Annotated in this window: 8 protein-coding genes; all 8 read right to left on the bottom strand. The window is 65.3% G+C overall.

Features of this window, described 5'->3' with window-relative positions; genetic code table 11:
- Positions 1-39: 39 nt before the first annotated feature.
- Positions 40-2,280, bottom strand: a complete 2,241-nt coding sequence (gene glgB, locus MOE34_RS14995) for a 1,4-alpha-glucan branching protein GlgB (RefSeq protein WP_242218101.1) — start codon at positions 2,278-2,280, stop codon at positions 40-42.
- Positions 2,280-4,739: a glycogen/starch/alpha-glucan phosphorylase gene (locus MOE34_RS14990; RefSeq protein ID WP_242218100.1), complete on the bottom strand. Its 2,460-nt coding sequence runs from the start codon at positions 4,737-4,739 to the stop codon at positions 2,280-2,282. Before MOE34_RS14990 ends, glgB begins: the two co-directional genes overlap by 1 nt.
- Before the next feature lie 201 nt (positions 4,740-4,940).
- On the bottom strand, positions 4,941-6,119 hold the full coding sequence (locus MOE34_RS14985) for a vWA domain-containing protein (RefSeq protein ID WP_242218097.1): 1,179 nt from the start codon (positions 6,117-6,119) through the stop codon (positions 4,941-4,943).
- A 141-nt stretch (positions 6,120-6,260) separates the two neighbouring features.
- Positions 6,261-7,148, bottom strand: a complete 888-nt coding sequence (locus MOE34_RS14980) for a transglutaminase family protein (protein ID WP_242218095.1) — start codon at positions 7,146-7,148, stop codon at positions 6,261-6,263.
- A gap of 21 nt (positions 7,149-7,169) precedes the next feature.
- Positions 7,170-9,578 carry a circularly permuted type 2 ATP-grasp protein gene (locus MOE34_RS14975; protein ID WP_242218093.1) on the bottom strand — a complete coding sequence of 803 codons (2,409 nt, stop codon included), beginning with the start codon at positions 9,576-9,578 and terminating at the stop codon, positions 7,170-7,172.
- 119 nt (positions 9,579-9,697) lie between these two features.
- Positions 9,698-13,018, bottom strand: coding sequence for a DUF2126 domain-containing protein (locus tag MOE34_RS14970; protein WP_242218092.1), 3,321 nt, complete (start codon positions 13,016-13,018; stop codon positions 9,698-9,700).
- Positions 13,019-13,134: 116 nt separating this feature from the next.
- Complete coding sequence (locus MOE34_RS14965) at positions 13,135-13,911, bottom strand: VOC family protein (RefSeq protein WP_242218089.1); 777 nt, start codon at positions 13,909-13,911, stop codon at positions 13,135-13,137.
- A gap of 286 nt (positions 13,912-14,197) precedes the next feature.
- Complete coding sequence (gene ilvD, locus MOE34_RS14960) at positions 14,198-16,033, bottom strand: dihydroxy-acid dehydratase (protein WP_242218088.1); 1,836 nt, start codon at positions 16,031-16,033, stop codon at positions 14,198-14,200.
- Between the last annotated feature and the right edge of the window lie 158 nt (positions 16,034-16,191).

The following is a 16,191-nucleotide window of genomic DNA, read 5'->3' as shown; positions in this document are numbered from 1 at the left end:
CTTTTGCAATTCCGCTGCACGCCTTGTCGGAATTGCTTTTTATGCGTCCAGTTCGAGCATCACCGTCGCCAGCGGCGGCAGCGTGATGTCGGCTGCGATCCTTCCATTGTCATGCCTGCGGGCCTCGACGGCCCCGCCGTTCCCCTTGCCGCTGCCGCCGTAGATCTCGGCGTCGGTGTTGAGGATTTCGCGCCACCGGCCCTCCACCGGCAGTGGCACTCCATAGCCCTCGCGCAAGACGGGGGTGAAGTTGGTGACGACGGCAATCGGCTTTTCGCCAGGCGCCTTGCGCAGCCAGGCGAAGACCGAGTTGTCGCGGTCGTCGGCGATCAGCCATTCGAAGCCCTCGCCTTCGCAGTCGCGGGCATGCAGCGCGGCCTTGTAGCGATAGGTGCCGTTGAGGTCGCGCACCAGGCGGCGCATGCCCTCGTGCAGCGGATATTCGAGCAGGTTCCAGTCGAGCGCGCGCGCCTCGCTCCACTCCTGCCATTGGGCGAATTCTTGGCCCATGAACAGCAGCTTCTTGCCGGGATAGCCCCACATGAAGCCGTAATAGGCCCTGAGATTGGCGAACTTCTGCCAGTCGTCGCCGGTCATCTTGGCGATCAGCGAGCCCTTGCCATGCACCACCTCGTCGTGGCTCAGCGGCAGCACGAAGTTCTCCGTGAAGGCATAGAGCAGGCCGAAGGTCATGTCGTTGTGGTGGAATTTGCGGTGCACCGGCTCGCGCGACAGGTATTGCAGCGTGTCGTGCATGAAGCCCATGTTCCACTTGAAGCCGAAGCCAAGCCCGCCCTCGTGGACGGGATGGGAGACCTTCGGCCAGGAGGTGGATTCTTCCGCGATCGTCAGGATGCCGGGATGGCCGGCATAGACGTGGCTGTTCATGGATTGCAGGAAGCGCACCGCCTCAAGGTTCTCGTTGCCGCCATATTCGTTCGGCACCCATTCGTCGTGCTTGCGCGAATAGTCGAGGTAGAGCATCGAGGCGACGGCATCGACGCGCAGGCCGTCGAGATGGAATTTTTCCGCCCAGTAGAGGGCGTTGTTGATGAGGTAGGAGAGGACTTCCGCGCGGCCGAAATTGTAGATCGCGGTATTCCAGTCCGGATGGAAGCCCTGGCGCGGGTCCTCGTGCTCGTAGAGCGCCGTGCCGTCGAACTTGCCGAGGCCGTGGGCGTCCGTCGGGAAATGCGCCGGCACCCAGTCGAGGATGACGCCGAGGCCGACCTTGTGGCAGCCGTTGACGAAGCGGGCGAAACCCTCCGGCTCGCCGAAGCGGGCGGTGGGCGAGTAGAGACCGGTCGTTTGGTAACCCCAGGAGGGATCGAAGGGATATTCTGAGATCGGCAGGAATTCGATATGGGTGAAGCCCATGTCGGTGCAGTAGGGGATGAGGCGGTCGGCCAGCTCGTCCCAGGTCAGCATGCCGCCGTCGGAATGGCGCTGCCAGGAGGCGGCGTGCACCTCGTAGATGGAGATCGGCTGGCGGCGGGCATCAGCGCTCGCCCAATGGGCCAGATGCGCCTCGTCCTCCCATTTTTGGGTGATCGGACCCGTCGTCATCGAGGCGTTGTTCGGCCGCAGTTCCGAGCGGCGGGCGAAGGGGTCGGCCTTCAGTGGCAGGACCTCGCCGTTGATGCCGACGATCTCGTATTTATAGGCATGGCCCTCCGTGATACCGGGCAGGAAGATTTCCCATATGCCGGTGTCGCGGCGAAGGCGCATGGCGTTGCGCCGCCCGTCCCATTCGTTGAAGTTGCCGACGACGGAGACACGCTTGGCGTTCGGAGCCCAGACGGCGAAGTGGAAGCCGTCGATGCCGTCGAGCGTCATCGGGTGCGCGCCCAGTTTGTCGAAGAGGCGCAGGTGCGAGCCTTCGCGGATGTAATAGTCGTCCATCGGCCCGAGGACGGGGCCGAAGCTGTAGGGATCGACCACCACCCATTCGCCGCCCTCGTTGCGGGCACGATAGCGGATCGGCTGCAGCTTCTTCAGGGCCACCTCACCGGCGAAGATGCCGTCCGGGTGCACCTGCGTAAGCGCGCCGATTTCCTTGCCGGCAAGCGTTTCGGCCGTCACCTCGGCCGCGCCGGGCAGGAAGCAGCGGGCGAAGTACTTTTCACCGGCCGCCCCCTCGCGAACCAGATGCGGGCCGAGCACCGCAAACGGGTCCCAGTGCCGGCTTTCCAGGATCGCGTCGATATCCGCCTTCGCCAGAAGCTCTGCCAAGAGATTTGACTGGGTTTCCGTCGTGCTCTTGTTTGGCGGTGCGGTCATCAGGCTCTCCAGATGTCCTTGGCGTATTGGCGGATGGTTCGGTCGGAGGAGAACCAGCCCATGCGGGCGGTGTTCCGGATGGTCTTGGAATACCAGGACGTCTTATCGGTCCAGATGGCATCGACTTCGCGCTGGGCTTTCGCATAGGCGTCGAAATCGGCGGCGACCATGAACCAGTCGTGATTGTAGATGCCGTCGATAAGGCCGGTGAAACGGTTGCGGTCATCGGGCGAGAAGACGCCGGAGGAGATTGCCTGAAGGGCTTGCGACAGCTCGCGGGACTGCTCGATGATGGCACGGGGATTGTGCCCCTCGGAGCGGACCTTCGCTACTTCTTCGGCCGTCATGCCGAAGATCACGATGTTCTCCTCGCCGACATGATCGCGCATCTCGACATTGGCGCCGTCGAGCGTGCCGATGGTCAGCGCGCCGTTCAGCGCGAATTTCATGTTGCCGGTGCCGGAGGCTTCCATGCCGGCGGTCGAGATCTGCTCGGAAAGGTCGGCGGCGGGCACCATGATCTCGGCGAGCGAGACGTTGTAGTTCGGCACGAAGACGACCTTGAGCAAGCCGCGCACGGCCGGATCGTTGTTGATCACCTTCGCCACGTCGTTGGCGAGCTTGATGATCAGCTTGGCGTTGTGATAGCTCGGCGCCGCCTTGCCCGCGAAGAGTTTGACACGCGGCACCCAGTCCTGTTCGGGATGAGAGCGGATCTGGTCGTAGAGCGCGACGGCCTCGATGATGTTGAGGAGCTGGCGCTTGTATTCATGGATGCGCTTGATCTGGATATCGAACATCGCCGAGGGGTCGATGCGCACGCCCATGCGGCTGCCGACCAGATTGGAGAGCCGGTTCTTGTTCTCGCGCTTGATGGCGGCGAAGCGTTCCTGGAAATCCCGGTTGTCGGCGAAGGCATCCAGCGCCGGCAGCGCCTCGGCATCGTCCACGAAGGCATCGCCGATGGACTCGCGGATCAGCTCGAACAGGCCCGGATTGCACTGCATCAGCCAGCGGCGCGGGGTGATGCCGTTCGTCTTGTTGTTGATGCGGTCGGGATAGAGCTTGTGGAGGTCCGCGAAGACCGTTTCCTTCATCAGCTCCGTGTGGAGCGCCGACACGCCGTTGATCGAATGCGAGCCGACGAAGGCGAGGTTGCCCATGCGCACGCGCCGCTCGCCGCTCTCCTCGATCAGCGAAATGTTGCGCACGCGCTGGTCGTCGAGACCGCGATCCTTGCGCGCTTCCAGCAGGATTTTCGCGTTGACCGCATAGACGATCTGCATGTGGCGCGGCAGCAGGCGCTCGAACAGCGGAACCGGCCAGCTTTCCAGCGCTTCGGGCAGCAGCGTGTGGTTGGTGTAGGAGAAGGTGCGGCGGGCGAGGTCCCACGCGACATCGAAGTCGAGGCCGTGCACGTCCGTCAGGAGGCGCACCAGTTCGGCGACGGAAACGGCCGGGTGCGTATCGTTGAGCTGGATGGCGACGGCGTCCGGCAGGGACGTGAAATCCGGATACTGCTGCAGGTGGCGGCGCAGGATGTCCTGCAGCGAAGCCGAACAGAAGAAGAATTCCTGGCGCAGGCGCAATTCCTGACCGGCGGGCGTGGCGTCGGCCGGGTAGAGCACGCGCGTCAGGCTTTCCGCCTTGTTGCTCTCGCGCAGCGCGCCGATATGGTCGCCGGCATTGAAGGCGTCGAGCAGGATGGGGTCGATGGGGTTGGCGGCCCACAGGCGCAGCGTGTTGACGCGCTTGGCGCGCCAGCCGACAGCCGGCGTGTCGTAGGCCGTGGCGATGACGCGCTCGGCGGGCTTCCAGACGAAGCGCTGCTTGTCCTCGCCGATATTGATCGTCTCGACGGCGCCGCCGAAGCCGATCTCGTAGGAGCTTTCGCGGCGCTCGAATTCCCAGGGATTGCCGTGGGCGAGCCAAGTCTCGGGCAGCTCGACCTGCCAGCCGTCCGCCATCTGCTGGCGGAAGAGGCCGTGCACGTAGCGGATGCCGTAGCCATAGGCCGGCACGTCCACCGTCGCCATGCTTTCCATGAAGCAGGCGGCGAGACGGCCGAGGCCGCCGTTGCCGAGGGCGGCATCCGGCTCGAGTTCGGCGATGACGTCGAGATCGACGCCGAGCGAGGCGAGCGCGTGGCGCATCTCGTCCAGGATGCCGATATTCGTCATCGCGTCGCGCATCAGGCGGCCGATGAGGAATTCGAGCGAGAGATAATAAACGCGTTTGGCGCCGGTGGCGTAGGTGCGGCGCGTGGAGTCCATCCACTTGTCGGTGACGCGGTCGCGCGCGACGAGGATCGCCGCCGTCAGCCAGTCATGCGGCTTGGCGACTTTCGGGTCCTTGCCGATGCGATATTTGAGACGTTCCAGAAGCTCTGTCGCAAGCTGTTCTCTGTCCGATGAACGGGGGGCTGGAGCGAGGTCGTTGTTGGTTGCCCGGTTCGTCATCGGTGAGTTTTTTCCCTTCGCATTGCCTGTCTTCGCCTTGGCGAAAAGTGCGTTTAAATCAATTTATGCATCTATCCGAAGCGCTTGCAATATGCCTTTTCAAGAAAGGGCGCATGCATTTTCGACATATCTGAAAGAGGCGAAAAAGCCCGCCGCGCGGGCGCGCGGCGGGCTGGCTTTCGTGAAGGGGAACCGCTCCGGTTACTTCGTGACGCGGGCGACGGTCTTCGACGTCTGCTGGCCGATGCTCTGGAAGGCGGCGAGGAGGTCCGCCGTGCTTTCCGCGAGGAAGTAATGGCCCGGCGTGGTGGCGCAGGCGCTGAGCAGGGCCTGGCCGCGGCTCGGCGCCATGAAGGCGATCGTGTAGACCTCGATCTTCTTTGCACGGGCAAGATCGCAATATTCCAGCGTCGTCTTGTCGGCGTTGGTCTGGTTGTTGTCGCCGTCGGTCATGAAGACGATGTATTTCGCGGGAACCTGCCCGTTGCCCTGCTTGTCCTTGTGAGCCTTCGCCTCCGTATCGAGCATCAGGCTATCATAGGCGATTTTAAAGGCCGGGGCCGAGTTCGTGTTGCCGTCCGCCGTCAGGGCGTTGACGTAGCCGAGAACCCCGGTCGTGCCCCAGTCGAGAGGGTTCGCCTTCTGCGCCACGCTGTTGTAGGAAACCCCGCCGGTGCGCACATAGGTGGCCGTGGGGTCGGCGGCGTCGATCTGGGCGAGGAGGCTGGCGGTCGCAAGCTTCAGCGAGTCGATGCGCGTCAGGTTCTTCGAGCAGACCTTGTCCGGCTTCTTCTTGGTGGGGCAGGGATAGGACGTGGTGCTTTTCGTTTCCTCGCCCATGGAGCCTGACTTGTCGAGCACGAAATACATGGAGAACGCGCTCTTCGAATCGGCCGTGCCGCTTTCCGCGATGCTGGATGTCTCCAGCGTGCCGCTGTTGTGGCCGAGAAGCTGGCGCGTAAGGATATTGTATTTCACGGAATAGCTGGCGTCGATCTCCACCGTGTACGACCTGCCGGTGTTCCCGGTCACCGTCTCGGTGATGTTGATGACGGGGGCGGCATCGACGAGCGTCTCGTCGCCTTCCTTGACGAGCGAGGACGCGCCGCTCATCTGCAGCGTGAAAAGTTCCTGGGCGATGGTTCTAGCCTCTTCGATGCTCTTGCCGTCGTTCGCCAGCGCCGCGGCGGCGGCGAGAACGGCGGCGTCGGAGGCGTCCTGCAGCTCGGCTTTCGCAAGGACGGTCTTGGTGAGGTCGATCGCGACGCCGGCGGCCATGAGGATGACCGGGATGACGACGGCGGTCACCATCGCGAAATTGCCTCCACGGTCGCGCAGCAAGCGCGATGCGAGCGTCGATTTTCCTGCCGTCTTCGTCATGAGGCTTCACCCACCATCGTCATAATGTGGATGAAGGCTACCAGCGAAGTGTTATTCAACGGTTCGGCGGCGTGGTATAGTTTTCGTAAAATTGCATGCATCCCGAAAACAGGGGCTTTGCCGCTGTTTCCAAACGGGAATCTACGGTGCGGATCGTACCGGGATGACGTCGACGGCCTGGCTTGTCTGGTGCTGGCCGTAGCCCTTGAGCACGCCGATGACCGGGGCGACATCGGCATAGTCGCGGCCATAGGCGACGACGATATGGTCGGTGCCGGCGGGGATGTCGTTGGTCGGGTCGAGTTCCATCCAGCCGTTCACCCGGCCGCCCCAGTAGCGCACCCAGGCATGCATGGCGTCCGCGCCTTCCAGCCGTTCCTTGCCCGGCGGAGGGATGGTGCGTAGGAACCCGCTGACATAGCCGGCTGGAATGCCGAGGCTGCGCAGCGCCACGATCATCACATGGGAAAAGTCCTGGCAGACGCCTTTCTTCAGCTTGAAGGCCTCGCGGGGTGTCGTGTCCACGCTGGTCGCCTTCGGGTCGTAGGTGAAGTCCTTGTGAATGCGGGCGCAGAGCGCCGTGGCGATGGCGCGGACCGTCATGCCGGGCTTTGCGATGGCGCGGGCATATTCGGCGATCTCCGGGCAATCCTTCAGCCGTGGGCTCGGCCCGGTATAGTGGTGCGGCGAGCCGGCGTCGAGCGACCAGTAGCCGGCGATATCCTCCGGCAATTCGGCAACGCAGGGCGAGAGATCGGCGGTCGTTTCCGGCGCATCGACCTGCACGCGGGCCTGCATGCGGATATCCAGCCGCTCGTGCTGGCTGCGAAAGAGGATCGCGCTCATCGGGTTTTCGAAGAAGTCGTGATGGTCGACCCGCTCGCCGGGATCGGGCGCGACGCCGACCGTGCCGGCGACGAGGCGCTGGCGGCCCTCGATGGAGAGCGGCAGCACGCGCACGATATGCCGGCCGCCGGAAACCGGCGTGTCATAGAGATAGCTGATATGGAGGTTGACGTCGTAGAGCATGGTTCGGCGCCTCCCCCTCGCTCAGCTCAGATAGGTTTGCGCGAGAATGTCGGAGAGCTTTTCCATCTCCGTCTCGAGGCGCTTGTAGACCACGTCGGTCATCGTCTCCGGCGTCATCACCGCCAGACCGGCGTGAAGGCGCATGGCCTCGCGGTAGAAGGGCGACATCTGGCCGTTCGAATAGGCGTTCGGCAATTGCTCGATCTCGTTCTTGATCTCGTTCAATTGGTAGAGGATCGAGCGCGGATTGAGCGCGTCGAGCGCCAGGAGGTCGGTGACCGTCAGGCGCGCGGTCGCCACGTTGTAGCGGCGGCGATGGGTCATCACGCTGTCGCCGATCTCCAGCAGCATGTCGAGCGCGCCGTCGGGCGCGTCCTCGCCGGACATATGGCCGAGCAGGCGCGTCATGTGCAGGCCGCGTTCGAGATAGCGGCCGATGGACAGGAACCGCCAGCCGGTGAAGCGGTACATGTTCTCGTGCACGAGGCCGGCGAAGCCCGCGAGCTTGCGCAGCAGCACGGTCATGGCGCGGGTCGCGTCGTCACCCGGTTCTATGCTGACATGGAAGCGGCGGGCGGTCTTCGACAGGTCGTTGAGCGCCAGCCATCCATCGGGCGAGAAGCGGTCGCGGATGTTGCTGGCGGAGAAGACGGCGCTGTCGATGTTGCGGATGAGGCTCGTCGGCACGGCTTCGGACGTGTCGATGTCGAGCGCGTCGAGATAGGTGCTCACGTCCTTCAGCAGCGGTTGCTCGGGATCGGCATATTCGGCGTAGCGGCTGTGCCAGGCGCGCAGGATGCGTAGCGCCCCTTCCGCCCGCTCGATATAGCGGCCCAGCCAGAAGAGGTTGTCGGCCGCACGGCTCGGCAGGCTGCCGGGCATGTTGCGGGTGAAGTCCTCTTCCGGTGGCAGCAGCGAGGTGCGCTCGACCGGCTTGCGGCTGACGATCCAGACGTCGGCCGCCGAGCCGCCTTCCTGCATGGCGATGGCCGCCACATTGTCGCCGGCGCCGATGCGGGCGAAGCCGCCGGGCATGATCTGCCAGCCGTCGCGGGTGCGGGCGGCGAAGACGCGCAGCGACATCGGCCGAGGCACCAGCTTGCCGTCGACGAAGGCGGGCGTGGTGGAGAGGGTGACGGCTTCCTGGCCGACGAGCTTCGCGCCGTCGCTCGCCAGCCATTCGGCGATGGACCGCTTGGCCGTGTCGCGCAGGCTGGAGCCGAGCACGGACTGCCCGTTGTCGTCGAAGAAGGGGCGCGTGGAATAGGCGGGGCCGATGACCATGCGCTCGATATTGGCCGCGACATGCTCGCGCTCGCCCTTCTGGCCGCACCACCAGGTCGCGATGGAGGGGAGGCGCTGCTCCTCGCCGAGCAGGTGCCGGCAGATGTTCGGCAGGAAGGCGAGGAAGGCGCGCGTCTCGACGATGCCCGCGCCGAGCGCGTTGACGAAGGTGACGGAGCCGGAGCGCAGCGCCTCGACCATGCCGGGCGTGCCGATATGGGAGTTCTGGTTCAGCTCCAGTGGGTCGGCGAAGGCGGCGTCGAGGCGGCGCCACAGCACGCCGATGGGTTTGAGGCCCGCCACCGTGCGCACCATGACCTTGCCGTCCACGACGGTCAGGTCCTCGCCTTCCAGCAGCATGAAGCCGAGATAGCGGGCGATATAGGCGTGTTCGAAATAGGTCTCGTTGGCAAGGCCGGGCGTCAGGACGGCGATACGCTCTTCCGCTACCTTGCCGGCCTGCAGCGTGTTGCGGAAAGCGCCGAAGAAGCCGGCGAGGCGGTGCACATGGGTTTCCGCGAAGACGTCGGAAAAGGCGCGGGTCGTCGCCACGCGGTTCTCCAGCGCGAAGCCGGCGCCGGAAGGGGCCTGGGTGCGGTCGGAAAGGACCCACCAGTTGCCGTCCGGCCCGCGGCCGATCTCGAAGGAGACGAAATGCAGGAAATGCTTGCCATCGGGCTGCACGCCGACGAGCGGGCGCAGGAATTCGTCGTTTGAGGCGACGAGGGCAGGGGGAAGCAGGCCGTTCGCGACCAGTTCGTTCCTGCCGTAGATATCGGCGATGACGGCTTCCAGCAACTCGGCGCGCTGGACGAGGCCGCGCGACAGGTGCTCCCATTCCGCCTCGTCGATGAGGACGGGAATGTGCGAGAGCGGCCAGGCGCGGTCCGTCCCCGCCTCCTTGCCGTAGGCGCGGTAGAAGACACCGGCATCGCGCAGATACCGGTCGGCGCGGGCGAAGCGTCCGGCGATATCCGTTTCGTCCATGCGCTCGAGCGCCGAGAGGAGGGGACGCCAGACGGGGCGTACCGCGCCTTCCGTGTCGACCATCTCGTCGGCGATGCCCGGAAGGGGCGCATAGGCGCGCGCGGAGGTCTCCGACGCCTCGGCCTCGATGCGTTCCGCTTCCGCAGTCGTGGTCTTCAATCAATGTCTCCTACGAAGCTGGAGCATTTCCGCGCCTCTTCGAATCGCGAAAATGCTCCAGCTCTTTGTTTCGTGCAATTCCGGACGCAAAACCGCTGCGCACTTTTGCTGGAATTGCTTCAGATGCCGGGCGGCCGGCGTAGATCCAGCGTCAGCGGGAAATCCGCCGGCGGCGTTTCCGGCCACAGCGTATAGCCGCCCGCCCTGTGCCCCCAGGGCTCGAACCGCGCCAGCCGGCGCGCCTCGGCCTCGTTGCCGTTTACCGGGAAGGTGTCATAGTTGCGTCCGCCCGGATGGGCAACGTGGTAAATGCAGCCCCCGATCGCTCTTCGCGACCATGTATCATAAATGTCGAAAGTAAGCGGTGTGTTGACAGGCAGCACCGGATGGAGGCCCGAGGCGGGCTGCCATGCCTTGAAGCGGACCCCCGCGACCGAGACGCCCTTGGTGCCCGTCGCTTTCAGCGGCATCGGCCGGCCGTTGCAGGCGATGGCGTAGCGCTCGGGATTGGTCGTCTCCAGCTTCACCTGCAGGCGTTCGACGGATGAGTCGACATAGCGTACCGTGCCGCCGATGGCGCCCTGCTCGCCCATGACGTGCCACGGCTCGAGCGCCTGCCGCAGTTCCAGGTTCGCGCCCTCGTATTCCACCTCGCCGCAAAAGGGGAAGCGGAATTCGAGCTGGGCGGAGAACCATTCCGGACGCAGCTCGAAGCCGTTCGCCTTGAGGTCGGCGAGGACGTCGAGGAAATCCTGCCAGACGTAATGCGGCAGCATGAAGCGGTCATGCAGCGTGGTGCCCCAGCGCACAAAGCTACCTTGCGCCGGGTTCTGCCAGAAGCGGGCGATGAGGGCGCGGATGAGGAGCTGCTGGGCGAGGCTCATGCGGGCATTCGGCGGCATTTCGAAACCGCGGAACTCGACGAGGCCGAGCCGTCCCGTCGGTCCATCCGGCGAGAAGAGCTTGTCGATGCAGATTTCCGAGCGGTGCGTGTTGCCGGTGACATCCGTCAGGAGGTTGCGGAACAGGCGGTCGACAAGCCAGGGCAGCGGCGGCTGGCCCTCGCCGGGCGGCGGCACCTGCGAGAGCGCGATTTCCAGTTCGTAGAGCGAATCGTGCCGGGCCTCGTCGATGCGCGGGGCCTGGCTGGTGGGGCCGATGAAGAGGCCGGAGAAGAGGTAGGAGAGCGAGGGATGGCGCTGCCAGTGCAGAATGAGGCTCTTCAGGAGGTCCGGGCGGCGCAGGAACGGGCTGTCGTTCGGGTTCGCGCCGCCGACGACCACATGGTTGCCGCCGCCGGTGCCGGTGTGGCGACCGTCTATCATGAACTTGTCCGCGCCGAGACGGGACAGGTGGGCCTCCTCGTAGATCGCCGTGGTGATGTCGACGCAGTCGCCCCAGGTGGAGGCGGGATGGATGTTGACCTCGATGACACCCGGATCGGGCGCGACGCGGATGACGTTGATACGCTCGTCATGCGGCGGGGCGTAGCCCTCGATATGGACCGGCAGACCGAGGGCGGCGGCGGCGCGCTCGGCCGAGGCGATGAGGTCGAGATAGTCCTCGACGCTGACGGTCGGCGGCATGAAGACGCAGAGCCGGCCGTCGCGCGGCTCGACGGAGATGGCGGTGCGCACATGGCCGCCGATCTCGTCGGCGGATTGCGGTATCTGCGGCTGCTGGCCCTCGAAAGGCTGGAAATGTGCGGTTTGCAGCCGGCGTCCGGCATCGTCCGCGAAATCCGGCAGGTCGGGGCGGTCGATGGTGGGGTCCATCGGGTTTATGTAGGGGTAGACGGCGGGTGAGAGCCAGGGCAGCGAATTCAGCGGCAGGCGATAGCCGACGGGGCTGTCGCCGGGCGCGAGGAAGAGGCGGCCACGGCGGGTCTGCCACTTCTCGCTCGACCAGCGCCGGCCGCCGGCGCGGGCATTCCATGCCTGGACGGGCAACACGTAGCCGGTCGGGCGGGTGAGGCCGCGGTCGAAGACGCGGGCGATGCGGCTGCGCTCCTCGGCGTCTTCGAGCTTCGAATTGGAGGGGTCCACGTTGTTGGGAAGGTTCGCCTCCTTGACCAGCCATTCGGCAGGGTCCTCGAAGGCGGGCATCACGTTTTCGGCCGGAATGTCGAGTTCGCCGGCAATTGCGGTGAGCAGCCGGCCGGCGTCGTCTTCCGTCACCGGGCGGCGTGCGCCCTCCTCGGCGATGAGGTCCGGGTTCTGCCAGATCGGCTTGCCGTCGCGCCGCCAGTAGAGCGAGAAGGTCCAGCGCGGCAGGCTTTCGCCCGGATACCACTTGCCCTGCCCGTAATGCAGGAAGCCGCCGGGCGCGAATTTTTCCCGCAGGCGGCGGATCAGCTGGTCTGCCTTCTCGCGCTTGGTCGGGCCGACGGCGGCGGTGTTCCATTCGGCGGATTCGAAATCGTCGATGGAGACGAAGGTCGGCTCGCCGCCCATGGTGAGGCGCACGTCGCTCTCGGCGAGGACGTTGTCCACCTCACGGCCGAGCGCGTTCAGCGCCTCCCAGCTTTCGTCGGAGAAGGGCTTGGTGATGCGCGGGTGCTCGGCGACGCGGGTGACCGTCATCGCGAAGTCGAATTCGGTATTCGCCTCGCCGAAATAGCCGCCGCTGATCGGAGCGGCGTTGCGGTAATGTGGGGTGGCGGCCAGCGGGATATGGCTCTCGCCGGTCAGGAGGCCCGAGGTCGGGTCAAGGCCGATCCAGCCGGCGCCGGGAATATAGACTTCGCACCAGGCGTGGAGATCGGTGAAGTCCACCTCGGTGCCGGAGGGGCCGTCGAGCGCCTTGAGGTCGGGCGTCAGCTGGATGAGGTAGCCGGAGACGAAGCGGGCGGCGAGGCCGAGATTGCGCAGGATCTGCACGAGGAGCCAGCTTGAATCGCGGCAGGAGCCGCGGGCGATGCTCAGCGTTTCCTCGGGCGATTGCACGCCCGGTTCCATGCGGATGACGTAGCCGATTTCCTGCTGCAGCCGCGCATTGAGGCCGACGACCATGTCGACCGTGCGCTGGCGCGAGCGGTCGACGGTCTTCATGAAGGCTTCGAGCGCGGGCGTCAGCGGCTCGGGCGTGCGGTAGATCTTCAGGTCCTCGACGAGATCCGCTGGATAGTTGAACGGCCAGTGCTCGGCCTCCTCCTCCACGAAGAAGTCGAAGGGGTTGTAGACCGTCATGTCGGCGACGAGGTCGACCTCGATCTTCAGTTCCGTCACCGGATCGGGGAAGACGTAGCGGGCGAGATAGTTGCCGTAGGGATCCTGCTGGAGGTTCACGAAATGATTTTCGGGCGTGACCTTCAGCGAATGGCTGATCACCTTGGTCTTGGAATGCGCCGCCGGTTTCAGCCGGATGATCTGGGGTCCGAGACGGACCGGGTTGTCGTAGATGTAGTGGGTAAGGTGGTAGATACCGGCCTTGATCGACATACGCTCTCTGTTCCCCTCGGTGACGGTCTGCTGCCGTCATCGAGGGGAGTGTGTGCAAGGCGAGGGGAGATTGCAAGCGGGAATGATGTGCCCCGCCTGCTTGTTTCCTCCGGCGATCAGCGGGTCATGGCGACCAGCGAGAAAAAGGCGCCCTGCGGATCGGTGCAGTTGACGATCCAGGCGCCGCCGGGAACCTCCATCGGCCCCATCACGACCTGCCCGCCGCCGTCCGTCACGCGTCTTGCGGCCGCGTCGAGGCCCTCGACCACGAAGTAGTAGCCCCAGAAAGGCGGGGCTGGAGAGACGGGCGGGTTCGTCATCATGCCGCCGATCATGTCGCCGCCGCGCACGCCGAAGGTCTGGTAAACGCCCATGTCATTCTCCGACATGTCGACGGCCATGTCCTTCGTCCAGCCGAAGGTCTTCTCATAGAAGGCCCAGGCCTCGTCGAGCTTTCCCGCCATCAGTTCGTGCCAGCCGACGTGGCCGGGCGTCATCATGTCCGGCTGCTCGGGGCCTTCGTCCTCGGTGGTGAAGAGCGAGAAGACAGCGCCGTGCGGATCGGCGGCGATGGCGAAGCGCCCGACGCCGGGAATGTCCTGCGGCTGGCGGTGAATCTTACCGCCGTTCGCGGTGATGTCCTTCAGCGTTTCCTCGATCCTGTCGGTGAAGATATAGCCCATCCAGAGTGGCGGCATGCCCTTCGCCTCGGCGGGTGTTTCCATCAGGCCGGCGATCTGGCTTTCACCGGCATAGGCGAGGGTGTAGTTCATGCCCGGCATGCCGGAATCGCGCGTCGACCAGCCGATCACCGATCCATAGAAACGCGCCGCAGCCGGCACGTCCGGGGTGATCAGTTCGTACCAGCAGAACTTGCCGTAGTCCTTGTGCATCGGTCTTCTCTCTTCTTCGATCTGGGGGTGGGGGCATGCCCGGACCGATCTCCTCCCGGGCGTTCGATAAATAAGTTGGTATCAACATTTCTGGCGTATGTCAAAGCGGGAGGCCGTCCGCACGAGGCGGCGTGGGTGACCTCTTGAGGCCCGTAACGCCGCAATGACAGTTTGGTTGCCCCCGGCGTGCGCTTTTCCGCAGGCGAGGCAGATAACGGTGCGCCCGTGAGGCGGATCGCCCTTGGAGAGGCCGGGCGCGCGGTTTTCCCGTGCGCCCGGTGAACGGTTATTCCGGCAGGATGCGAACCGCGCCCTTGTCGGCGCTGGCGGCGAAGGCGGCGTAGGCCTTCAGCGCCGTCGTGACGTTGCGCTTGCGCGGCGCGGCCGGTTTCCAGCCGAGCTTGTCCTGTTCGGCGCGGCGGGCGGCGAGTTCGGCATCGGAAACAGCAAGGTTGATCGTGCGGTTCGGGATGTCGATCTCGATCCGGTCGCCCTGGCGCACGAGGCCGATGGCGCCGCCCTGCGCCGCTTCCGGCGAGGCGTGGCCGATGGAAAGGCCGGAGGTGCCGCCGGAGAAGCGGCCGTCGGTGATGAGCGCGCAGGCCTTGCCGAGGCCCTTCGACTTCAGGTAGCTCGTCGGATAGAGCATTTCCTGCATGCCGGGGCCGCCCTTCGGGCCTTCGTAGCGGATGACGACGACGTCGCCGGCCTTCACCTCGCCGCCGAGGATGCCCTTGACGGCCGCGTCCTGGCTTTCGAAGACGACGGCGGGGCCGGCGAATTTCAGGATCGATTCATCGACGCCCGCCGTCTTCACGATGCAGCCGTCGAGCGCGATGTTGCCGGAGAGGACGGCAAGGCCGCCGTCCTTGGAGAAGGGGTGCTCGACCGAGCGGATGACGCCGTTCTCGCCGTCGGCGTCGAGTTCGTCCCAGCGCGCTTCCTGGCTGAAGGCGACCTGGGTCGGGATGCCGCCCGGCGCGGCGCGGAAGAAGGTGCGCACGCTTTCGCTGCTGGTGCGGGTGATGTCCCAGCGGTCGATGGCGTGGCCGAGCGTTTCGGCATGCACGGTCGGCGTGTCGCGGTGGAGGAGGCCGCCGCGGTCGAGTTCGCCGAGGATGCGCATGATGCCGCCGGCGCGGTGCACGTCCTCCATGTGCACGTCCGCTTTCGCGGGCGCGACCTTGGAGAGGCACGGCACCTTGCGTGAGAGCTGGTCGATGTCGTCCATGGTGAAATCGATGCCGCCCTCGTAGGCGGCGGCGAGGATGTGCAGCACCGTGTTGGTCGAGCCGCCCATGGCGATGTCGAGCGACATGGCGTTCTCGAAGGCGCGCTTGTTGGCGACCGAGCGCGGCAGGATGCTTTCGTCGTTCTGTTCGTAGTAGCGGCGGGCGAGGTCGACGATCAGGTGGCCGGCCTCGACGAAGAGGCGCTTGCGGTCGGCGTGGGTGGCGAGCGTCGAGCCGTTGCCCGGCAGCGACAGGCCGAGGGCCTCGGTCAGACAGTTCATCGAATTGGCCGTGAACATGCCGGAGCAGGAGCCGCAGGTCGGGCAGGCGGAGCGCTCGATGACCTTGACGTCCTCGTCGGAGATCGAGTCGTCGGCGGCGGCGACCATGGCGTCGACGAGGTCGAGCGCGTGGGTCTTGCCGTGCAGCACGGCCTTGCCGGCCTCCATCGGGCCGCCGGAGACGAAGACGGCGGGGATGTTGAGGCGCATGGCGGCGTTCAGCATGCCGGGCGTGATCTTGTCGCAGTTCGAGATGCAGACCATGGCGTCGGCGCAATGCGCGTTGACCATGTATTCGACGCTGTCGGCGATGATCTCGCGGCTCGGCAGCGAGTAGAGCATGCCGTCATGGCCCATGGCGATGCCGTCGTCGACCGCGATGGTGTTGAATTCCTTGGCGACGCCGCCGGCTGCCTCGATCTCGCGCGCGACGAGCTGACCGAGGTCTTTCAGGTGGACGTGGCCGGGAACGAACTGGGTGAAGGAGTTCACCACCGCGATAATCGGCTTGCCGAAGTCCGAGTCCTTCATGCCGGTCGCGCGCCAGAGGCCGCGGGCACCGGCCATGTTGCGGCCGTGGGTGGTGGTTCGGGAGCGATATGCGGGCATGGTCAATTCCTCGAGATGGACGTGGCGTGCACATGGGCCGTCGGAGGCCGGATTGCGAGCCTGAGCAAGGTTCCCTAACGCAAAACGCCCCGCGCGTCACGAAAGGAATGGAGATTTTTTGGCGGTGCGACGCAATTTCCTTGCCTCCGTGCGGCGTG

It is taken from the genome of Shinella zoogloeoides (assembly GCF_022682305.1).
In the GTDB taxonomy this organism is placed as follows: domain Bacteria; phylum Pseudomonadota; class Alphaproteobacteria; order Rhizobiales; family Rhizobiaceae; genus Shinella; species Shinella zoogloeoides_B.
Note: the sequence above shows the minus strand (reverse complement) of the source record. Positions and strands in the feature narration are given on the sequence as shown.